This window comes from Providencia sp. JUb39, from assembly GCF_012272845.1.
GTDB lineage: Bacteria > Pseudomonadota > Gammaproteobacteria > Enterobacterales > Enterobacteriaceae > Providencia > Providencia lanzhouensis.
In genome coordinates this window covers 2,515,431-2,538,863 of sequence record NZ_JAAWXD020000001.1, presented here as the reverse complement: position 1 = coordinate 2,538,863, position 23,433 = coordinate 2,515,431, and the positions used below count along the sequence as shown (strand labels likewise).

General features: G+C 43.8%; 17 protein-coding genes. All 17 read right to left on the bottom strand.

The genetic code is table 11. From position 1 onward, the window contains the following. Positions 1-31 precede the first annotated feature (31 nt). The 17 genes from HFU86_RS11765 to HFU86_RS11690 all read right to left on the bottom strand — a co-directional run bounded on the left by HFU86_RS11765 (position 32) and on the right by HFU86_RS11690 (position 23,431). The gene (locus HFU86_RS11765) at positions 32-1,579 is read right to left on the bottom strand and encodes a lipase family alpha/beta hydrolase (RefSeq protein ID WP_255425975.1); all 1,548 of its coding nucleotides are present in this window, start codon (positions 1,577-1,579) and stop codon (positions 32-34) included. Positions 1,580-1,627: 48 nt separating this feature from the next. Beyond that, complete coding sequence (locus tag HFU86_RS11760) at positions 1,628-2,971, bottom strand: VasL domain-containing protein (protein WP_187129319.1); 1,344 nt, start codon at positions 2,969-2,971, stop codon at positions 1,628-1,630. A gap of 23 nt (positions 2,972-2,994) precedes the next feature. After that, on the bottom strand, positions 2,995-3,423 hold the full coding sequence (gene tssE, locus HFU86_RS11755) for a type VI secretion system baseplate subunit TssE (RefSeq protein ID WP_004912512.1): 429 nt from the start codon (positions 3,421-3,423) through the stop codon (positions 2,995-2,997). Between the two features lies 1 nt (position 3,424). Then, the gene (gene tssJ / locus HFU86_RS11750) at positions 3,425-3,964 is read right to left on the bottom strand and encodes a type VI secretion system lipoprotein TssJ (RefSeq protein WP_187129318.1); all 540 of its coding nucleotides are present in this window, start codon (positions 3,962-3,964) and stop codon (positions 3,425-3,427) included. 15 nt (positions 3,965-3,979) lie between these two features. Then, positions 3,980-5,071 (bottom strand): type VI secretion system baseplate subunit TssG, encoded by a 1,092-nt coding sequence (tssG, locus tag HFU86_RS11745; RefSeq protein WP_187129317.1) that lies wholly within the window; start codon positions 5,069-5,071, stop codon positions 3,980-3,982. Next, a complete protein-coding gene (gene tssF / locus HFU86_RS11740; protein ID WP_187129316.1) occupies positions 5,047-6,798 on the bottom strand; it encodes a type VI secretion system baseplate subunit TssF in 1,752 nt (583 codons plus the stop codon). Before tssF ends, tssG begins: the two co-directional genes overlap by 25 nt. A 23-nt stretch (positions 6,799-6,821) precedes the next feature. After that, positions 6,822-8,432 (bottom strand): type VI secretion system protein TssA, encoded by a 1,611-nt coding sequence (gene tssA, locus HFU86_RS11735; protein WP_154633510.1) that lies wholly within the window; start codon positions 8,430-8,432, stop codon positions 6,822-6,824. Positions 8,433-8,452: 20 nt separating this feature from the next. After that, positions 8,453-11,806, bottom strand: coding sequence for an ImcF-related family protein (locus tag HFU86_RS11730; protein ID WP_187129315.1), 3,354 nt, complete (start codon positions 11,804-11,806; stop codon positions 8,453-8,455). A 1-nt stretch (position 11,807) separates the two neighbouring features. Further along, positions 11,808-12,893: a hypothetical protein gene (locus HFU86_RS11725; protein ID WP_154634308.1), complete on the bottom strand. Its 1,086-nt coding sequence runs from the start codon at positions 12,891-12,893 to the stop codon at positions 11,808-11,810. Positions 12,894-12,910: 17 nt separating this feature from the next. Further along, positions 12,911-13,168, bottom strand: a complete 258-nt coding sequence (locus HFU86_RS11720; RefSeq protein ID WP_187129314.1) for a PAAR domain-containing protein — start codon at positions 13,166-13,168, stop codon at positions 12,911-12,913. 190 nt (positions 13,169-13,358) lie between these two features. After that, positions 13,359-14,495, bottom strand: coding sequence for a T6SS immunity protein Tli4 family protein (locus HFU86_RS11715; RefSeq protein WP_187129313.1), 1,137 nt, complete (start codon positions 14,493-14,495; stop codon positions 13,359-13,361). 199 nt (positions 14,496-14,694) lie between these two features. Beyond that, the gene (locus tag HFU86_RS11710) at positions 14,695-15,807 is read right to left on the bottom strand and encodes a T6SS immunity protein Tli4 family protein (protein WP_154599443.1); all 1,113 of its coding nucleotides are present in this window, start codon (positions 15,805-15,807) and stop codon (positions 14,695-14,697) included. Further along, positions 15,788-16,582, bottom strand: a complete 795-nt coding sequence (locus HFU86_RS20175) for an acetyltransferase (RefSeq protein WP_336431769.1) — start codon at positions 16,580-16,582, stop codon at positions 15,788-15,790. The genes HFU86_RS11710 and HFU86_RS20175 overlap by 20 nt, the downstream gene beginning before the upstream one ends. Positions 16,583-16,664: 82 nt before the next feature. Then, positions 16,665-17,507 (bottom strand): esterase/lipase family protein, encoded by an 843-nt coding sequence (locus HFU86_RS20170; RefSeq protein WP_336431768.1) that lies wholly within the window; start codon positions 17,505-17,507, stop codon positions 16,665-16,667. Positions 17,508-17,550: 43 nt separating this feature from the next. Continuing rightward, positions 17,551-20,076 carry a type VI secretion system Vgr family protein gene (locus HFU86_RS11700; protein WP_187129312.1) on the bottom strand — a complete coding sequence of 842 codons (2,526 nt, stop codon included), beginning with the start codon at positions 20,074-20,076 and terminating at the stop codon, positions 17,551-17,553. Next, on the bottom strand, positions 20,073-22,736 hold the full coding sequence (gene tssH, locus HFU86_RS11695) for a type VI secretion system ATPase TssH (protein ID WP_187129311.1): 2,664 nt from the start codon (positions 22,734-22,736) through the stop codon (positions 20,073-20,075). Before tssH ends, HFU86_RS11700 begins: the two co-directional genes overlap by 4 nt. Positions 22,737-22,939: 203 nt before the next feature. After that, positions 22,940-23,431, bottom strand: coding sequence for an Hcp family type VI secretion system effector (locus HFU86_RS11690; RefSeq protein WP_006660409.1), 492 nt, complete (start codon positions 23,429-23,431; stop codon positions 22,940-22,942). Positions 23,432-23,433 lie beyond the last annotated feature (2 nt).

Sequence of the window (23,433 nt, the reverse complement as noted above, 5' to 3'; positions counted from 1 at the left end):
TCTCCACGACTCCTGTAGGTTGATAGCGTATTTAGGCACCGTACCATCTCCCGCCCCCCCCTTCATAATTTCCATTGGGGTTTTTCCACGCATAGCTGGATTTAAGTAATGTATACTCCCGTTTATCACTATATTCCGTTGTCTCTCGACTATCGTCAGATACCCATAACCACGACGTTTTATCCCGTAATTTCCAGGTCACCGTTTCATCTGAACGGCGAGGATCTTTAGCCAGCGTAGTGTCTTTTTTATCGTCATACGCCCCGTAAAATTGGTAAGTATTGGCATGATAATGAGAATTCATTTTTTCCATGAATGGTATTACTTGTTTTATCATTAACATTTTATAATTTATAAAGTTAGTAGTAATTTTATCCTCTTTTTTATCCAAAATATCAGACTCATACATTCGCCACCAAACTTTATCTTGAAGATAGATTTCCTTAAATGGATCACCTTTTTGCGGCAACAATAAATCAGTTACCCCATCAGGACTGCCTTTTTCAACCCGCATCCACGGTTGACCATGGTTATATTTCGGAGAAGGTAAAAGTTGTAACGGTGCAGGGGATTGCGCTAAAACAGACATAAGCCGTGTGGCACTGGCCCCCAAAACAAGTGACATCGGAAACGCATGTTCCCCGATTTTCATCATTTTATAGGCGGTTGGCGAACCTAAATCGGGCATCACACCATGCACGATACCAAGAATTTTATCTTTGCAGGGTGTTGCTAATAATTCGGAAGCGTAACGTGATACTAAGCCTCCCATCGAATGGGTCACAAGAATGACTTTCTCCTGCCCTTCTTCAAAGGCGAGTCCATGCCCAATCCCGCCATTCTGTTTAGGACGGTATAAATTTAAAACCTCATCAATGTATTTGGCGAGATCTTGTGCGGACTGAGCGTTGTCTTGTAACCAGTTATAACCAAAAACATGAAGTGGAAGCAGTAAGCTACGGTATTTCCCCGTTTCACCATACGAAAGCAGGTTAGTATCCTCTGGCGAAAGTGGTTTCTCTAGAATATTTTTAAAAATAGAGTGTTGAGAGAAATACTCCTCAGCTTCATCTGCCGTCGCGCATCCCTGATCTTTCGCTTTATTGTAATACTGCTCCCAAACCAGTAATTCTTTTTGTAATTGCTCTAAGGGTTCAAAGTAAGAGAACTCTAATGCGCTGCCCCAACCTCGTTTTTGACGTGAACTGGCAAAATAGGTTGATTCGTTATCATCATTACCCACTTTTTGACCAAAATCCGTTACAACGGCATTAGGATCTAGCAATTCACGACGACGTTTTCCGCCAGTCAATCCCCAACCCAACGCATCCCATAGCATTAACGCCATATTACTGCGTATCCGCCAGACAGAGTCTCCCGTATCTTTATGTTTTAAATTAGACCCCATAATGCCGGGTAGAAAAATAACGGGAACCACTTTAGTTGATGGGAGATAACAATTCGCTTTGGCATTTTCAGATTGGTGTTTCAGCCGCAAGTCTTTCCAAACTGCACATTTATTGTCATCAAATTCAGCAAAACAATGCTGAATATTTTCGCTTTGTTCATCTTGGCTCATTGCGTGTCCTTTTAATTGAGCATGCTGGCTTAATTGAGAGATGAAGAATTATTTATTTTGCTGAATCAACGCATAGCGATTGAGTAGCTGTTTAAAATGGTTATCAATCCGTTGGTATTCAGACTCAGGGACGGAGCCTTGGGTTTGAAGTTGCTCAAGACGACGCAATTCTTCTTCTAACGGAACGCTTTGATTAAAATGCTGGCGGGCATTGAAAATAATGGTTTTTAATTCAGACCCCGTGATATAGCTGCGAGGTTTACCATCAAGACTGTCTAAGCGCGTACTGAGATTGTTTAGCTCGGCCATCCCTTCAGACCACTGTTGTAATTTATCGTTAGATAGCGCATTAATTTGCATATTTTGCTGCCATTTATCGTTAAATGCGCTGACTTCTTGACGTTCACCATATTGCTTAGTGAGGTAACTCACCATGTTTAATCCATACAGCTGAGGCCAAATTGGGGAGACGGACTCTAATTCCACGAGATAGTTATCGATTACCTTGAGTTTTTCAGGAGAAAAACTATTCGGTTGTGCGGCATTAGGCTGTAATTGTTGCTCAAGAATTGAGGCAATATTCGGCGTAAAGTCAGGTAACTGGGGTAGCGCTTGCGCTAAAACATGGTTATTGATTTGTGGGTGTAACACATACAAAGTTCCTGCACACAGCGCGCCTGTGAGCACAATACCGAAAGCCAAACCCACACAAATGCCTTTGCGGTAAGAAGGCTTGGTCGGTGTCGGTGTGCTGATAGTGGCATTGGCTTTGATGGAAATTGGCGTTGCTGCGGTACGGGCATGAAATGACGATGGCGCAGTTTTTGGCAATTGCAGCGGCGTTGGTGGAATAAAGCCACTATCAGGAACATCGGCATTTTCGAGCTGCTTGGCTTGAGTGGTGAGCAAGTTTTGCAGTCGTTCCAGCTGAGTGAGGTGTTTGAGCTCTAATGTTTGTAGCAACTGTCCAATTTGGTTGAGCGTCGCTTCAGTCTGATACAGAGCTGGCAGGTCTGCATAAACAGGTGCATGGGCGCGTAACCCTGTCATGAGTTGTTGGCTCAGCGTAGCGAGGATCTCAACCCGGGCATGGGTCTGTTGTGGCCATAATCCTTGCCAGTGGCGGCTCAGTAAATGTTGAAGTAAAGATAAGCCTTCGTTTAATCCCGCGATGCCATTTTGATGCTGGCGGATCAGGGTAAACCATGCGCAAGTTTGTAAATCAGCGCCGTTTTGGTTGAATAAGGACAAACATAGCCCATGAGCGCGCGCCCAGTCTACATCTGGGCGGGCGGGGTGAAAGCGTTTATTTAATTCTTCTTTGAGCGCGGCAAAATCAGCCAGCGTGCGCGGGTCGCCACCAAGGCGCAATGTGTTTAAATCTGGGTTCATAGTCTTCTCACGCAGTCGTCAGTTTAAATCGTATCGAATTGTTTTTTTAGATGGTGTACGAGAATGCGTCCATCCGGCATAAATTCAGTGCCATAACGGATCAAACCTTGCTCATGTAATTCAACCTCAAGGGCGTAATGGAGTGCCCCAAAGCTGTTTTGCGGTAATAACACTAAAGAGAGTGATTTGATGCGGGGCTCATACTTGAGTAACGTTGCCGATAAAATGGTCATCATATTGTGAGCAGTGCCGGGGAGACCTTGGATCATTTTACTCATATCAGGTAGCCCGTAGTCGGGAAGATGCTCGATACTACCCGCTCTGGCGTTGAGAATGCGGCGAATATTGTCCATCACAGACACCATCACTTGGTCATGTTCTGGGATAGCATCAATATCCAATCCTCCCGCAAAATACCCCGTCAACATTTCATATAATGAAGGCTGGGACATGCTATTTTTCTCCAAGTGGTTTTAAGGTCATGGAGTTATCCGCAAGGGTGAATAAGCGTGGGTCATCCGGTAGTAACCGCTTTTTGGGGATCACTACGCGCCAGTCATCGGTGATAAGGTCTGGGTGATGGAACATCACGGCAATGGCAACAAATTCAGCGCCGTCTTCAAGGGGCATATCAAGGGAAATCGACTCTCCTGGGCGAATGCGCAAATCTTTTTGTACCACGAGAGAGGATTTTAGTACTTGGCTATCTTTGGCAAATAACGAGGCGTAATCACTCTCATCAAAGCTTTCAGTATCTTTCAATTGATATACGCGAATGATGGTGGACAGCGATGCGCCTGTATCATCGGTATTGAGCGCTTCACGTGCTACGAAATCAAGATGGACGACTTTCACTTGCTTATAAAATATCGCGTTTGCTGCACTGCGAGTGCCATCGCTGACCATTTGAGTGAGCCCGCATCCAGTGAGGTTTAATGCAGTCAGAAGCACCAATGTTTTGCCGCAAAATGGCAATAAAGGGATGTGTTTCATAGGAGAGTCCCTGAATTAGAATCGATAATTAGCGTAATGTGAGGGCGGCGTAGAGTGTGATGTTGCCGATAATCGCTGATAGCGTCCCAGATTTAAGGTAATAATGTGTTCGCGGAGAGCGACATTAGGCGCCAATGTGCCCATCGCGGCTGTTCGTCCCAGCTGAACACCTTGGTGAGATTGCGAGCTTAACGTTGCGTTAGGGAGCAACTTTCTGGGTAATTTAAGACAAAGACGGGCATTGACTCTTGACCCTAGGTAAACATGCAATAGCGCCATTAAATCTTGATACAGCTGTCCGTCAGGCAGCCAATTGCGGGCTTCATCAAAGTTATCTGTCTGTAAGGTAATCAAAATTTGGCTGTTTACATCGGTAGAATACTGACCTAAAACGGGCTTATTGGTTAAGGTCATTGGGGTTTTGCACGACAGCCCTGTTTGAGTTGTTTGCTCGATACGCCGCGGGTCATGGGGTTTGATTTTCACATGAGTGTCAGGCGCGAGTAATTTTACGAGTGACACAACGCCTTCTGCGGTGCGGGTTGGAAAACGTAACGTACCCAGTAAGGCGAGAAAGCGGGATAAAGGCGCTTGCACATGTTGAGCAGTGCCGGGGATCCCCAAGCCAATTAACCCATATAAATACTGGGAAGTTTCATCTTCGCCCCCCGTGGAAAAGGTTGCTGGATAGGAATATTTTCGCCAAATACGGTAAAACTGCGTCGTGAGCCGATGGTTAAAAATATCCAAGAAGTCTGTGAGCGATTCGGTTCCTTCCCGCTGTTGCGCGATGTCATCGAGGTAGGCGGTGGGTAACGGTGATGTGACACCATATAACCCTAAAAAGGTAGTTCGAATACTGGGTGTGTTGCTATCTCGGTAGCGGTCTTCAATGTCGATGCCTTTAATTTCGGTGACAGGAAAACCCATCCCACGATGGGGACGAAACCGGATAACATCTGTTTTCGGGTCTTGGGTGCTACCAAGTGGCGGGCGCTGTTTATTACTCTGTTCTAGCAGTTGGCAAAACCGATAGAAGTTAACCAGTGGTAGACGCTCCCCTAGCGCATCAAAAAGCTGATTTACTGAGGATGGTTCTCTGTCCATGTGAGGCTATTTCCTGTTGGTAAAATATGGAGAGTCAATTGGTTAAATAGATGCACGTCGGTATACAGTGCGAAAAAGCGGTTGAGCATTTCGCCAAAGAGATGAATATCACCCTCACCGTTAAATCCGTTGCTATCAAGGGTGATATCAATGGCAATACCGCGCTGTAAAAAGCCTTTTTCGAAGCGCTCAATAAGGTGCTGTTCAACGTGGATCATGGCATCGAGTTTGCGGCTGTTTAAATCATCCTCTCGCCAGTCATAGAGTGCCAATGTGCCGCGCAATACCTCTACGTTGTCCATCATATTGAGGAAGCTGGCGCCAAGGTGGCTGAGAACGCGCCAATGAAATCGGTCTTCGGCTGGGGGATAGCAAGGCAGGGTTGGTTTGCATAAATTGCGGACCTGCAATTGGGTTTGTAGGGTTTCTTCGGTTCTGTCGAGCAATGTACTTTGCAGCGCTTTGCGTGGAAGTTGCCCGTTAGTGCCAGTTAATTGCAAAGATAAGGTTTCACTTTCAAGGGCAGCGGTCGGCTGTTCGCGTTCTCCCCCTAAAATCAGCCATGTATCATGTAACCCGCTGACCCCGCGCTTAACGCGAGTGTGGTAGTAGTGTTCTGGTGCATTGCGGCGCAACATACCGCCTCGATGGCGAAAACTGCTGAATGGAACATAGTGAATGTGTTCACCTCGCCTTGTGCCATGAACCGTATCGACAGCATAAATTTCGGTATGCCCATCTTGTAGGCGACGAGGGCGCAGTAAATATTCACTTTCTAACCCATTAACGGTAAGAGGATCCGCTTCAATATTGAATAAGTTGATCACCGGCACGCTGTGCAATTTTAGGTTATCGTGACTTAATGGAATGTCGCTATCCCACAAGGTATCGAGCACAATCTCCAGTTCAAAGTGACTTAATCCTTCGGGTAATTGAATCTCTTCAAGCCCGTTTAAGTTGACGAAGAAAAACTTTTCGCGAAAAGAAAAATACTCCAGCAACAACTGGTAGCCACTAAAAGTACTATCTCCTTTAGGCCACAGTTGATCTTCTTCGGCAAATCCTCCAGGGGAAAACCACAGCGGTAAACGAACGCGGTCAGGGGACGATGGTAAGCGAATATAAGTTGCTGCGACGTGTTTGGTGAGTGCCAGATGCAGGGCGTAAGTGGTTGGAACGTCACCCGCCAAATAAAAGGAAATGGCGCCAAGAGGGCTCTGTTTCCAATCGACAAGTTTTGCACAATCGAAGCGTAATCGGATCACGGAACGTCCATCAGGCTCAGTGGTTAAATTCACTGTGGATAGTGCAATGGGATTTAAGGTTAAATCCCGCGTAGTGCGGTAACGACAAACGGTTTTCTTTTCGCCAATCGGGCGTGAAAGCACTTCAAAATTGGCTGGGATCACCGACGATAATTTCATATCGTGAATATCCGGTGCGAGTTCAACCACGGACAGTGAAGGAATGGTTTGTAAATAATGAGGCCAAAGTAGGCTGACCAATCCTTCCGTTAATTCAGGTAAATCATCATCAATTTTCTGGCGTAGTTGCCCCATCGAAAAGGCAAAACCTTCAAATAGTCGCTCAACAAAAGGGTCGGGAATGCCGGCTTTATCTAAATCTAATAGTGCCGCCCGGTCGGGATGAGCTTGGGCGAATTCTTTCGCAGCTTCGCGTAGATAGCGCATTTCTGCATCATAATAGCGAAGGGTTAAATCATCCATTCGTATCACTCTCACTGATTAATTTAAGGGTAGAGTACTAGCGCTCGGACAGGATCTAAGCGAGTCAATTGAGCCAATAACTCAGACATTTGGTGATGTAACTCGGCCTTATCCGGTGTGTTACGTTGCGCTTTACCGCGCAGAAGTTGTAATTGGCGGGCTTTGACTTCAAACAGGGAATGCGGTTCCCAATCAGCCAGTTGCATGTGTTCAGCGCGATTGTCTAATTCACGCAATAAGTTCAGCGCTAAATCATGACGGGCAAATTGCTCTGCCACTCTTGCCATTACCAATTGCAATAGCCATTTTTGGCGGGTGGTCTGAATATTCGGGCGAGACATTAACCATGCTAAGGCGGCTTCTACCCCTTCGGTATCGGCTTGCGTTAATGCTTCTTGCTCTAAGGCAAATATCGAGCCGTTATCATCGTCATCCGCGCCTTGAACTGGCATAGAGTGCAGAGACTGAATGTTATCTTCCAGAATCTGTTGTTTGATCCACGCGAGGGTCACTTCATCAGCAAAGGGGGTACCATCTTCCCATGCGAGATGTTCTAACCCGGGTAGGCGCAATAAAAATTGTTTTAAATCCGAGGCAATAACGTCTGCCCAACCGTTCCAAGGCGCGGGAGATTTACTGAGCGCTTGGTGTAGGTACCATTGAACATCTAACCAAAAATGGTTAACGCCTTCGGCAAATAGGCGGTCGGCTTGTTCGGTGAGCTCCAACCAGTTTTGTTGCAGATATAAACGTTTTAATTGGGCTTTCGCATCCGAGCGCGGTGGAGCTAAACGTGTGCAACCATGCTGGTTCTGTGGTGGCGATTGGTGCAGGGTATCCCAACGGACAGATTTCATCAGCCGGTGACCTGACAGCCAGCCGTTGGGTTGATTACGTAGATAATTGGCAAGGACTTTGGCTTGGTCGAGCAGCTCACGACCCGATTGGATGGGGGCGATAGGGCTGATCCCCGAGGCCGTTTGCTTTGTCGCGACATTTTCCGACGCTTTGATATTTTGCGGGATGACGCTATCAGCCCCACCGGATTGGGCGAGCCGATTTTCTAAGGCGCGTAAGAGGGGGGCAAGGTTAGGGCGGCTTGCTTCATCCCACGTATTAAACTCATCCACGATCGCGCTAAGTAGTGCCACAATGCGGGAAAATTCGTTGCTATCCACCTCAGGGTAGAGGGATAAGCTGTCGATGACACGTTGACCCGCCAGCCATTCGATGGCGGCTTTTCGGCTATTTGGGCGCGAAGGTAGTAGGCTGTCATGGTAGCGATGCAGTAACCCTGTGAGTAGGCCGAGCCCATCGGCTAACCCTGTTTCCCCTTCGCGATGCAAACGTGCCCAAATATAATAAGTGATAACTCGCGCATCTTTGCAGACGTTGGTCAGGAGGTTTTCGGCAAGAGCACAAATCAACTCAGTGTCTGACCCCGAGAGTTTGTTAACTTCTTCTTTCATGCGTTCGAAGTCATCGTCATAACCGGGGTCATCCCCCATTGGATTTTCAGCTGTAATGGGCAGTAGCCAGCGCTCCCATAGTGCCACTTGTTGCTCAACAAGCTGGTTAGCAGCAAGCGGATTTCCAGTAAAGCAAGCGGTGCGCAAGGCAGTTAATAAAGGCATAGGTGATGTCCTATCGATGGCTAATCCAAAAAGATTTTTTCAGGCAGAACGAAATTGCGCAGTTTTAATAGCGCTAGCGGGCCTTGACCCATTTCGGTGCGTAGTTGGTAATTTAGAGAGATGCCATCCGGTGTTACCCACGAGACGGTATAGCTGCTAGTGCTGCCCGCATAAGGCGCGACGTTGGCTGTTTCGAGTAAACGGATCAGCCCCCAAACACCACGATGATCGCCATAGAGTCGGGTACCCGATGACGTGGTCATCCAGGTTAAAGATGCGCCAGACGCGACGGTATCGGCAGGCCAAACAAAACGTTGCCATTCAGGGAATTGGTTATCGTAGGTAAGATTTTGTCTATCGATCACCAATATGGTTTGCATCACATTTTTACTGGTGCCTGGACGCATTTCAAAATAGAGACGCGCTTCCCCGTTCGCGAAGGCCACATCGCCTAACTCTGTCAAGGTATTTAGCGCAGTTAAAAAGGCAGGGTTAAAGCGTAAACCTTGGGCATTGGTGCTATTGGGTACCCAATGGTTGCCTTCTTTGCGTAAAACTCCTTGTAGGCGAGTTTCTAAGAAGCGTTGGATCCGACCATTATCGGGGCGCAGATATTGCGCCATCAACGGTAAGGAGATATCGCTTTGGGTATTTTTTAGAGGATAGCGTCCGCCAAAAGCGTTGTTCCATTCACTGACAATGGCATTTTGCCATTCGCTATTAATGCCTTGGGCGGTTGGTGTGAGTAATTGTTGCCACGCTTGGGTCATCGGCTCCACTAACAGCGCATCCCCAAAGCTTTGCCACTCTTGCCCAAAGCTGGCGGCAATCAAACTACCCATATCCCGCGCTTCGGCGAAATCGACATTTTTACCTTCTAGAATACTTTGCGCGAAGGATTGAGACATCGCTTGCGGATCCGGCGCATTAACCACTTGCTGAAGTTTTAATCGCACGCGGGTTATGCGGGTGAGATAGGCTTGTAGGCTGAGGTTATCGCTTGTTTGCGTGGTGGCTTGCGGATCCACAAAATTCAGAATAGGGGCGAAGGTATCTTCAAGTGGCCCCGTAAAGTCGGCTTTCTGACTAATGACTGGTTTCTGTTCTTTATTGAGCAGGTCTTTCGCGGAGTTCATAAAGGAATCGGCGAGCTTTTCTTGCTGGCGTCCGGTTTTCCCTTGATAAGCCACGGTATTCATTAACGCAATGACAGGTGACTGACGCACATCGCTCATCAAGGATAACTGGTCGATAGTATCAGACAAGCTTTCAGTATGGCGCCATTGCAGGCTATTGAGGAAGTTTAACCAGCTATCAGAAAAGTCAGCAAAATAGCGTTCAGTAAGCTGCTGCTTAAGTGCATCAGGCGAAATATCTTGGCTAAGTTCATGTTGGCTATCACTTAATACCCAGTCAATTTCATTACGGCGGGATTCAACCACTTTTTTGATGGCAGGTTGAATAGATTCTTCCCACGCTTTGCGGGTAAAAATACCCGACACAAACTCATCCGTGGTGAATAAAAAGCTGGCATCGGTATCGCCCGTCATATCATCTAAGGTCATATCAGGGAACTGATGCTGCGCTTGTAGTAACACTTCTTGATATAGCGTAGCACTTTCGCTGCGTTGACCAATTTGTCGAATGAGTAAAGTGCGACTTTGATTAATCAGGTTATTGTTGGCAGTTAATTGCCATTCGGGGTGCTTCGGTAGCTGTTGGGCATAGAACATAAGTAATTCTTTACCGAGGGTTTGCCATTCGCCTTCGTTCATTCCTTGCGGGACGGGGAGAGTCGAGAGCACGCTATCAGTAAAAAACGCCGGATCCATGCGCTCAGGAGTACTCATCATTAAATAGGTTTTTAGGCTTTGATACGCCCCTTGGGTGGCTTGGCGACGGTCATCACTGTTAGGGGATAACTGGGCGTAGGCTTGTAATTGTTGAGTCAATTGTTGAGCGATGGTATCACGCAAAGGCGGTAATACCGTTTGTTGGTATAGTGGCCATAAATGGGCTAATAGTGGCTGATTACTGTTTAGCCCAAAATGGAGCCAGAAAGGCACAGAAGTTTGTTCGCGATGATTGAGTAAGCCTAGGGTTTGCTGAAAATCGTACTGGGCTTTGAGGCGTTCAGTTTCTGGTAATTGGCCGTTAGCGGCGACGCTCGCGCTTTGGTAGCTCTCTTCAATAAGCTGGCGATTGGCGAAGTAAGAGACAATCATGCCCGCGCCCCATAAGGTCATGGCGGTGGCCGCACCGTATTGAACGAGACGTTTTTTGTCAAAGCCTAAAGAAGCAGGCTGTAAACCGGATGCCAGTTCAGACTGCACATTCAACCAGCTTTTCCAGCGGGTATCAGGATGCCAACTATTGGGTAAACGTTGCTGGTTTAACGGATTGATAGAAGGGCTGAATGCGATGCCGGAAAAAGGCAGCGTACGTAATTGGGTATTGAGTGGTGCTAATGCGGTCGCAAGCTGCTGGCTGCCACCGTTTTGTAAAAATTGGGCTAAGGCGAGTAGATAGGTGTGTTTCTGTTCGCGAAGTAATGCTTGAGTTCCGTTGATCACAAGTGCAGGGATCAGGCTTAATAAGCTAGGCGATAGTGCCTCGGCTGGCATGTTTTGTTCTGTCATGCAGAGGATCGAGGGCGTTTCAACCGCGCTGAGGGATTGCTGGTCACTGACACTCCATACCCAAACCGGCGCACGCCAACCTAATTCTTGGAAGAGGTTTTGGATTGCACGCCCTGCATTGTGGGCTGTTGCGGTATTGAGATTAGTGAAAGTGACGTTGTTGTCTAAAAGCTGAGACGAAATGCTGTTTTCTGTCACCCAAATCACGCCATCGAGCGGACAACGTCTGCGCAGGTGTTTGAGGGTTTCTAGTCGCTCTGAGTCGATGGAACTCCCGATATCGCCACCGTAGATAAGTAGGGTTCCATCACACTCTTGCCAGATTTCTTGCGTCAGGCTAGGAGCAAGTTTTTCGACGGCGGAGTGGGAGCCGAGGAGGAGTTGAATAGAGACTTTGGAATGCCAGAAAGTGCCGTATTGGTTGCGTAGTGCTTGAATAATTTGATTATGCAATAAGCTTATTTCTTTAGTTGGTGCATTCAAATCGATTGGGGTATTTTGAGGTTTGAATTCTTTTTGTTGTTTTTTTTGTGTCAACTTATTTTTTATGGGATAAAAAGAAATAAGAAATAAAGCAATTACACTAAGTACAGATATTCCTATCAGGAATGGATTTGTATCAAAAGGTTTATATTGATAAACAAAAAACATAGTTATCAATGAGAGAATAACAACGAGGAAAAGAATAAAAAACAATTTCCCTCTAGGTAAACTGATAGGTGTTCTATTTATCATATTAAAACCTGCGAATGTAAACGGCATAGCTAGAGCCATTAGTATTAGAATGGATGAGAACCTGATCTGTACCTGATTTTTTTGCTATTTCACTCACTAACGAGAGATAGCTTAAAAATGCATTAGGATGGGGAACTGAATAAGATAATGCTAGAGAGTAAATAGGGCGATGTTTATCAAATTCGATTTTTTTATCACTATAATTGATTAGAATACTATCAATTATATCTTGCTTGGACTCTGTTACCCAGGTCTGAAATCTATGCTTTCTTGATATTCCGCTATAGTTGATAAACTTGATTATTTCATTGTCAATATCTTGCATATCAATCTCCATAATCCTTTCTATACTTACACGAGAATGACTTGGATTAATTAATTGATTATTAGTTGAAAATAATTGAGCTGAAACGAATTGACTAAATTTTGGTTCTGATTGGATAGTAATAATCAAAAATGTATCTTCATGTTTAGTGTCATAAGCGGAGAAAATAGTTTGATATGATGATGACTCAGTCGGTTTAAGATGCCATTGATTGTAAATTAGTAGGTTGTTATCAACGCGATTTTCATTATCGAAGATATAAATATTTGATAGATACACTCTGTAGTTTGGACACTGCTTTTCAAGATTTTTATCAATTTTTGAAAAAAGGTCTTCATCAGTTTTTTGTTTGTTGAATAACTGCCGTGGCTTATCTGGGAACATTGGGATAGATTCGTCATCTTTTAAAAATACGCCAGCGCCATCTTTATCTGGTGTATAGTTAACATAACCAAGAGATGTAATTGAGGATTGGCACCAATGCTGCCACTCCATTTCGGTGATTTTCTTTTCTTTTTCCCAGTTATTACAGGTGATTACGGAATGCTGATAGCGTATATATAAAAAACTAAAACATGCCAGAAATAAAAGAGCCGTCACAGGTAATGTGATAATAAATAAACGCATTTTTTGTTCGGTAGGTAATGTTACTCCATAAGCATAAATTGCGGTAACTATCCCTATGAAAAAGGCAATTAAAACTTTATAGCTGGGATTCTTTCTCGGTGTTTTATCAGGGATAGAGGGGATTTTCCAATGCATTAGTTTGATATCCTTATCTATTCTATACAAGTAGTAGGCTCAGAACTGATTACTCGACACCCACATGAACATAGGCACTGATCAACCACTACAGCAATGCCACTATCAAAAGTGGAATCAGACCCTTCTATAATGGAGTTATTACCGTGTTTAGGGCAGGAAACAAGATCTCCGATGAGTGCAACTTGTTTACCATTAATGAATAAACTTGATGAGGCGGACAGTACATATCCCCCATGGGTATTTTTGTCACCAAGACAGACAAATCCTTTCATTGTGAACCTATTTTTTGGAAATAACGTTATTATCTTTACGCGAAAGTTCAGTCATTGATAATGGAAAACCATTTTTATCAGAACCACCAGAATACTCAGTGTTTTTTAGCCGTTATTTTATCGCTCCCTTTCGGATTCGTATCAGAAATAGGGCTTACTGTTTATATATTTATTATCCCTTTTGTATAGATTAAAATGCATTGGGTTTATAACGCAGAGAACCGACAATCCGATCCCAAATTTCGACCATTTGTGCATCACTGTATGAAGTGAATTTATTTCGATTATTCATACCAATATGTAGTAGTGGTATTATTTCAGTTGATGTTGCCTCATTGGCAAAAAACCAAAAATCATAATATGGTAAATTGGATATTCTTTTATTCTCTTCCTTAGAGTAAATTTCCTGATTCCCTGTCATTAACCATTCTTGTGCTGGAATATTACTAATTGATAAATCTCTTTTTTTTATTGTGTGTAACCCTTGTTGCTTCATTGCCTCATTTATCTCTTTTTCTCTATTTAGTAACGTATCATTAGACCCAAAATAACGATTGTCAGATTCCAAGAACAATAACAATTCATCATTTTTATAGACCATAGCGATTTTTTGCTGGTGCTTATTATTATCATCATCCAAAATGAACCCATTCGGGATACAAATACCTTTATCGGTCGGGATTTCATGATCTAATCGCCCACTTAATCGAGAAATTAATGAATACATAGCCGCTAAACGAGTTGGCTTTTGGTTTGATTGAACTTCTGTCCCACCTCTAGCTAAAAAACTGGCTTTTCTTTTTTCATATTTTTTATCCGAAAAATCTCGGATTTCAGTAGTAATAATAAATGCGATATGGTCAACATAGACATGAGCTTCTAATACTCGATAAGCATCATCTGCCCCAGGCTCATTTCGATCAAAAATAACACCTTTACCGTCCGGCAATTGAACTACTTCTTTAAGGTATGGAGCATTATTCATTTCATTTTCAGGACAATTAATTGCTTCTCGAAGTTCTTTTTCTCGTAATTCAATGCGTTGTTTAAAGGCGGGAGGGTAAATAAATTTACTTTCAATATGAAAATCATCAATAAACACACTATCACGTGAACTATTTTCCCAGTTATCAGGAACATCAATAATATAACGCCCAACACATTGCGGCTTAGTTTTTTCAAATAATGCATCTGCCACGATTTTTTCTTTATCGTTCAGTTTGGTGTTTGCTTGTTGTTCTGTAAAAAGAATGAGTCCAACAAGTATCATAATCACAACAAGTATGATTATACCCCAATAGTGATTCTTAATTATTCGCACAGACATTAGTTCCTATTATTTTACTATCTAACGGTAAAACGTTATTTAATAGAATCATGGTGTTTTTAGGCCAGTAACACACCACATACATTATTACTAAATAATAATGTATAAAAGTGAAATAGGCGATGATAGATGATGATTTAATATGAGTAATTAATGGTATTTTTACCTGAAATTCAATTGGTTAATTATAGTTTTTAAATTAAAAGGCGTTGGGTTTATAACGTAGTGAGCTGGCAATTCGATCCCAAATTTCGACCATTTCGGCATCACTGTATGTTGTTTCTTTATCATTGTTAAATAAAGTTATACTTAAAAATGGTTTAGCAAAAGAGGATGTACCTTGATTTACCTTCAAAAGAAAAGAATAATGAGAAAATCCTGACTCTTCGTTATTTTCTTCGTTATAAACTTTTTGTCTCCCATACATTAGCCATTCTTGAGCAGGGACTCCATTAGGTTTTATTTCACCTTTTTTAAACGTGTGCATATTATTTAACGCCATTGCTTTTTTTATTTCAAAAGATTTATTTAATAATATTTCATCTTGCGGCGTCTCATGATGATCCATGTTTATGGCTAAACTAAAATCACTATTTTCATATAAAAAATAAATATCTTCTTGTTGTTTACTATTATCATCTAAAATAAAACCATTAGGAATGCAAACCCCTTTCTCTGTGGGAACGACATGATCTAACCGCCCACTTAATCGTGAGATCAAAGATTGCATAGCAGCTAATTTAGCTGGTTTTTGGTTTGATTGAAATTCTGTTCCACCTCTAGCTAAAAAGCTAGCTTTTCTTTTTTCATATTTTTTATCAGAAAGATCTCGGATATCAGTAGTAATTATAAACGCGATATGATTAACATACACATGAGCTTCTAATGTTCTATAAGCATCATTAGATCCAGACTGATTCGCATCGAAAATAACGCCTTTTCCATCTGGCAATTGTATAACCTCCTTCAGTACAGGTGTATTTTCTTTACTCGTTTTTCTTTCTATTAACTCCTTTTCTCGTAACTCAATTCGTTGCCGAAATGCAGGGGGATAAATAAATTTGCTCTCAATTTTAAAATCATCAATAAATATCTTATCTTGCAATTTATTATTAAATGATGCAGGAACATCAATAACATAACGACCAATACATTGAGGTTTCGTTTTATCAAACAGAGTTTCTATCACAATCTTTTCCTTGTCACTTAACGGAGCTGGAGCAACTTCACGAATGAGCCATAAAAATGAAATTATGAGCATAAACAAAATTATCATGAACGATGCTTGTAATTTAGTCAGCTGCACTGGCATCAACCTCTTGTACAATTTTAATTATTGATCTTAATGTAAATTTAATGGCATCACTAAATTCAGAATAAGCCGTATCATCTAATGCATAAGCATTTTGATGATCAACATTTGTCGCCAAGACACTTTTAATTGATGTATGTATTTTTATTTTATTGAGTGACTCAATGGGAACGGTGCTATCACCTTTGCCTAACGACGAAACTAACTCATAAACATTATCGTCATCTATTTTGTAATAATAATGCGGAACATCTCCTGTAGGAATAACATACATTTTACCATCTGATTGTTTTTCAAATCGAACATTTTTAACGGCCGGTAAACGTCGCAATGCATCCTCACTCAGTTGTATTTCTCGTTTATATGAAACTCGACTCCATGATAGATAATTATCGGATTCTTTTTCATTACCATAAAATACGTAAGTGTTAGGGTGATAAAAGCCTTTTTCCTGATGCTCCATAAAAGGTCTAACCGAACCTTCCATTAATTTATCATATTCATCCCAATTACTCGTGACCTTCGCATTATCGGAATCAATAATGTCAGATTGATACAATTTCCACCACACATCATTACGTAAGTAAATTTCGTCAAAAGGGTCTACTTTAGGATATGCACTCTCACCATCAATTTTTAACCATCCTGATGGGTATGACGGATACGGCAGTAATTGTAATGGAGCTGGTGCTCTAGCTAAAACAGGCATTAATTTTTCTGCGTTTCCTCCTAGAACTTGCCCTGGAATATCTTCTTTACCCGCTCCGGTTTTCATTCGGCGATAAGCTGCAGGAGACCCCAAATCAGGGATAACCCCGTGAACAACGCCTAAAACCTTATCTTGACAACCTTTAAATTCAACCCCCTTCAGGGGGGGTCATTGCGTAACGAGCGACTAATCCCCCCATAGAATGCGTGACTAAAATGACTTTTTCTACTGCTAAACCATACCCATGCTTATTTTTGTAGATATCTAAAACATCATCAATATATTTAGTCAGTTCTTCAGCGGATATAACATTATCCTTCAGCCAATTATAGCCAAAAACATGAACAGAAAAGAGGAAGCGTTTAAAGTGCGTTAGCTCAGGATCGGTTAGCGGAGAGTCATGAGTATCCCCTAATTTTCGGTTAACTAAGTTAGCTAATACACCTGAACGTTTGAATTGTTTTAGTTTAGCGTCAGAATACATACGATAAACATCAGTCTGCCAATCATCCAACAAAGCATATTGAAAAAATTCTAAAAATTTTCCATAACTTAAATATAACGCTTCACCCCAATGCCGCTCCTGTCTAGTAGGGAGTAGATTTCCATTATCAGGGAAGAGAGAATGAACTCGAGAGCTAATACTTGTTTTCCTGTTTTCAACAGTAGTAGTGTCTGGGTTTAAAGTTTTTCTACGTTCATGACCGTCTTTAGGAACAAACCAAAGAGTATCAGCCCCCTTAATCGATTCCGCTTTCCAAGAATCTTCACCAACACTACTTTTAAGATTTGTTCCCATGACCCCAGGGATAAAAATAATAGGTATTACTTTTGTTGGCGGTACGATACATTTCGCTTCAGCATTGAGGGATTTATGTTGACGTTGGATATCAACCCAACTGCATTTCCCATTTTCATCCCATTGAGGTAAATGATATGAAGTGTGCTGGCACTCGCCAATTTTTGCTGCATGATCTGATTTATCGGCCATATAATCTCCTTAAAATGGAATCGCTGCATCCATTGCTGACAAACTATTTCTTGTCGTTAAATTCAATGTTCAATTTATCGAGACCTAATCCTTTTTGCTCAGATACGTTTCCTAATGTGTCACTAGTGCTAGAACTTTTAGTACCGTCAGCAATAATGCCAACAGGATGTGATAAATCAATTTGTGCTTCTTTGTCATAACTCACAAACTGAGGCTTAACTGCAAACTCAGAGCTTTCCCAAGATTGCATTGCAGTATTAATACTTTGCCCACCAAATTTTTGCCAGACAGCCCCACGCTCGATGATTTTATCGGGTGCGGCACATTCAACAGAACCATCCGCAATACGGATATAACCTCCACCACTAGTTAAAATGATTTCTTTTTTAGCCTTGATAATGACTTTGCCATCATGACTGCTGATGCTTAAATCTTTTAATGCATCTAATGACATTTCGTCGTGCTGAGCTTCTATGGAAATTTTACCTTGGTTAGCAAAGATTTTTATGCCTAATTTTTGAGCGAATAAGCTAATGATTTCACCTGCCGCAACTGTGAATTTTTTGGCAATACTAAAATCGGCACTTTTCTGTGCTGTTGCAATAATGTTTTCACCAGATGAAAGTTGAATACTTTTAGGTGAGGTATGTGCGATACCTTCTGGAGAAGAAACAAGCAACGCAGATTGTTTAAGTTCGTGAAGAGTGTCAGAGAGGAGAATTTTTTGAGTTTGCAAATCAGCCAGCTCAGCTTTTGCGATCTTTGCTGCTTCCTTAAGAGATTCAGTCAGCTGCTGGGCTTGTTTTAACTGAGCAACAGCTTCTTCCATCGCCAACACATCCCCACCGGCCTTATCCTGCTTATCGGTGGTAATAAACAACCCTTTACCCGCACGAATCGCGCCCCAGCTATCTGTGCGTAACTCAAAACCATCACCGCGCTGTTCGCGCTCGGCGTTGACCAAATGCCCCAAGTTTAGCTGGGTTTTTCCGCCATACTCGGTGCTGAGCTTAATATGCTCTTGCCCGCGTTTATCCTCCATGCGCAGTTTGTTATTCGCAGGCGTACGGATCACATTGCGGGTGTTATTTTTATCCGTCACGTGGTCGGGGTGGCGAGAGTCATGCAGTGCGTGGGCGATGTAAGGGCGGTCAGGGTCACCCTCATGGAAGGCGATAGCGACCTCAGTCCCTTGAATCAGTGGGAAATGCATCCCATAAGTATCTCCGGCGTAAGGTTTCGCCAAACGTACGGGCATACTTTCATAGCCCTTGGTTTTATCATCGCGATCTGCGTCGAATTTTACCCAATAAAAGCCATGTTCATTTTGGTGGGCATAAATGTCGTGGTCTTTTGCGCTGGTGACACGCGCCATTAATGTTCCAGCAATGACAGGGCGTGGTTTTAGATCAGGGCGCCAGCACAGTGATTCAGTGTATGGCACGGCGTCAAAGCGAACAGTCAGCGCTTTATCTCGGCTGGCAGTAAAACGTAGGCGAGTAATTAAAATCGGTGATTTAAATACGCTGGGTAACGTCGAACTGAGCGGGTTATCTTGAATGCTTAATACTAATAGTGGCGTCAGGTCTGCTGCGCTGCTTTCTCCGCGGAGTAAAGTCTGGCGAGCTAAAAAGCGCTCGTGGTCGAGTCTTGCCCAGAAGTTAGCGGTTTCAGTTTCAGGGCGAATTTTATCCCCGCGGGTTAGGTGACGACCTTTATAGTGGTAAACATCGCCGTAGTTGATTTTTTCGCCATCACCGCGGGTCATGTCTGCGACGGCGGAAATCAACGTATCTTCCGCTAGTCGGTGGTTATAGTCTTTGGCAAAAACAGTGCTTTCAACCACTTGATGGCGCAAAGATAATCCCCAAACACTGTCAACATGGTTATCGCTCAGCCCAGATGGGCTATTTAATGGCAGCGTTTTGTCATACACATAACCGCGTTGGCTGTCCGTAAAGTGGAGCACCTCGGTTTGGGTATCATCTTGTAAACCAAAGCGATAAAAAATACCCACTTCACTAAGTAAACGCTCAATAAATTGGCGGTCACTTTCGTTAATTTGGTTGATTTGTTCGCGTTTTGGGTACTCTTTTTCGAGATGAAATTCGAATTCCCAGCCTTTGAAATTATGTTCGCGCAGGATCTGTTCAACCACATCAGGGATGGATTGGTTGATAAAGAAACGGTGGCTGCGAATTTGATGGCGGAGTAGCGCAAAAAAAGGCTCGATAACTAACTGGTAGCGAGCTTCATCCGCAGAGCCAGAGAGACGACGGAAATCCGTCACTACGCCATGAACGCGCTTGGCAACGCTCGGCTGAGTGGCGAGTCCCATTAGGTTATTTATCGGCGCGGAAAAGGTCAGGCTGGCATTGCGGCGCAATAATTGTTGAGCAGAAAGATCTTGGGCGGAACAGGTAAACGTAATTTGATAGCGATAGGTATCGCTAGCGGCTTCACGACCCGTAAAATGTTCAACGTCCAGTAAATCTGAGCAGCCTTGGACTTCTAGGCGATAGCGGTTTTGACCTTGAAGGAGGTTTTTTGCTGTATCGAGTAGGCTCATGGATTTATCTCCTCAATATCACTGAAACTCAGGGTGATCCCGTCTTCTTCGCTATACCCCAACGTCAGGCTTTGCGCTTGCTGGTGGTTAGCTTGGCGCATGAGTAATTGCTGGCTAAGTACCGGTAAAATCTGTTGATTAAGCAGACTGTCTATATTGCGGGCGCCGGTGTCAGGTAATAAACAGGCGCTCACGAGCGTGTCATACAGCGCTTCTTCGATAATGCCTTCAAGCTTATAGTGGGTGTAAAGACGCTTAATGACGCTGGCCAGTTTCATTTCAACAATTTGGCGTAGTGCCACAGGGCCTAATGGACGATAAATCAAGGTTTGGAAACGTGCGAGTAAGGCAGGTTGGAAGTGTTCGCGCAAAGTTGGACGCAGCAGTTCTTGCAGCTCGCTGTCGGTAGATTCAGGGAACTCTTCGAGTTGCTGCATCAACAAGTCACTGCCCAAGTTGGCTGTCATTAAGATCACGGTATTGCGAAAATCAATTTCACGACCTTCGCCATCGCGCATAGATCCACGGTCGAAAACTTGATAAAACAGGTTGAGCACATCGCGGTGAGCTTTTTCCACCTCATCAAGTAACACGACGCTGTAAGGACGCTTGCGAACGGCTTCCGTTAAAATCCCGCCTTGGCCATAACCCACATAACCTGGAGGCGAGCCTTTTAATTGGCTGACGGTATGGGCTTCTTGATACTCGGACATGTTGATGGTAATTAAAGATTTTTCGCCACCAAACAGGACATCAGCCAAGGCTAAGGCGGTTTCAGTTTTACCGATTCCGCTTGGACCCACTAATAAAAATACCCCTTGAGGGCCATTTTCTGAGGCGAGACCCGTGCGAGCAGCACGCAGTCGTTGTCCAAGCCCCAGTAATGGGCTCTCTTGCCCCACAACGCGTTTACCTAGCGAGTCTTCTAGCTCCAGCAGTTCGGTTTGTTCGTCTTTTAAGAGGCTGGATAATGGCACGCCTGTCCAGTCGGCAATGACAGTGGCAACGGTTCTGACATCCACATCGGGGGTGATCAGCGGTTCATTTTGCTGAATAAGTTCTAACTGTGATTGGATATCGCTGACATCTTGGGATTGACGGCGCTGTTCTAAGAGCTCGCTGATAAGGTTTTTTTCTTGCTCAAAACGCTGTTCTAACTCAGCCAGTTGTATGGCGATTTGGGCATCTTGAGTGACTAATTCGCTTAGTAGGGATTGGTTGGTGGTGTTGCCAATCGCCAAATCATCAAGAATCGCTTGTTGTTCAAGTTCTAATGCATTGAGCTTGGCCTTCAAACGAGTCAATTCTTCAGGGAGTGTATCGAGGCTCATGCGGATACGGGCGCTGGCGGTATCGAGCAAATCCACGGCTTTATCGGGGAGTTGACGACCAGTTAAGTAACGGCGAGATAAGATGACAGCGGCTTTGACCGCATCATCGGTAATGTGAACACCATGATATTTTGCATAGCGTGGTTTTAGCCCCCGCAGCATTAAGCAGGCTTTTTCATCATCAGGTTCATCGACTTTGACTACTTGGAAGCGGCGTTCTAAAGCGGCGTCACGCTCGAAGTATTGCTTATATTCAGACCAAGTGGTGGCGGCAATCGTGCGTAATTCACCACGGGCAAGGGCGGGTTTGAGTAAGTTAGCGGCATCAGCGCCACCAGCTTGGTTGCCTGCGCCAATGATGGTATGGGCTTCATCGATAAACAGTAAAATCGGAGTAGGAGATTGTTGTACGGCTTCAATCACGTTTTTTAAGCGCTGTTCAAATTCGCCTTTGACGCCAGCCCCCGCTTGCAGTAGACCTAAATCTAATGTGCGTAATGATGTGGTTTGCAGACTGACAGGAACATTACCTTCAACGATACGTAGGGCTAAACCTTCCACTAACGCCGTTTTCCCAACACCCGGTTCGCCCACGAGAATGGGGTTATTTTTGCGACGACGAGAAAGAATATCCACCATTTGACGTATTTCGTCATCACGTCCAAAGACAGGGTCAATAGCGCCTTCGCGCGCTTTTTCGGTCACATCTACCGTAAATTTATTCAGCACGGCGAGTAAGGCATCATTCAGTGTGTTACCGATGACATTCGGTGCTGGAGTTTCATTTGTTGATTGCGTTTCAAGTGGCGCTTCTGCCGGCAAAGATTGATTATGCGCCGCAAGTTGCTGCACTTCAGGGCGCTCATCGGATTGTGCATCCAGCATCGGTCTTAAGCGTTGTAATTGTGTGATGCTTAAGGTCATTAATGGCCAAAGGGCGTCGTTCGGAACTAAAGAGGGTTGCTTCACCATCGCCGCAAGAATATGGACGCTGCGAATGTGCTCGATATCTTCATCCAATGAGGCTATCACCCATGCGTTTTGAATTAAGTTTAGGAGTGATTTTGAGAGGGCGGGGCGGCTATGGATAGAGCGGGGTAGGCTGTCGATTTCTGTTAACAGGCTTTGCCAAAGTGCGGAAATATCCCATTCATAACGGCGAGCTAACACAGTGATATCACTTTCTCCTAGCTCAAGCAGCTTGAGTAACCAATGTTCGATGGTAACCTCAGCATGGGCGCGTGTTTGGCACAAGGAAGCTGCTGCCTCTAGTGCATTTGCACAGAAAGGGTTTAGGCGACGCAATAACATAACTGAAGAATTTTCCATGTTCTCTCCCTAGATAATCTGGTGGATATCAATGTGTTTAGGCACGCTACCGCCCCTAACCGTTAACCGAGGTTCATAAGGTGATATTCGCGATGGGAATGCGCGGTTGAAAGCGCGTATAGCTTGTTTAATGGCAAAATGTGTTGTGTGTGAGTGATGTTGCGCAAGAAAAAAGCAGACGCCGAAACGCCTGCTTGTCTTAATTAAGCGGTAGCACGCTCATTCCAAGAATCGGAATGGATGATGTTGCCGTCTTTGTATGTCCAAGTGATTTTTTCATAGCGCAGCTCAATCTCTTCGAGATGGTTGTGCTTCTCTTTACCTGGATCTTTGATGTCGTGCATTTTTGGAGCGACTTTCACGACTTTGACGTTTTCAAGTTTGGTGTTGAAATATTCGACTTCTTGTCCTGCGTCATCAATGCGATACCATTTGAATTCAGCTTCTTTCAAGGTTTGACCCGTGGTCACAGCCTTGTAAAGGTAAGGGCTTGAAGCATCAATTTCTTTAACGAAAATGAATGGCGTATGGATACGTGTACCTGTTAATTTACCGGTATTGTTATCCGTTGGGATGTACAGGTTATGGTCTTGAGCAACCACTTCGATGCTGCCTTCACGGTCTTGTACGTCGACAGAACCTTTAATTTCAGCACCGCCATCATCTTTCAGCCATAAATAAACTGGAATAGCCATAA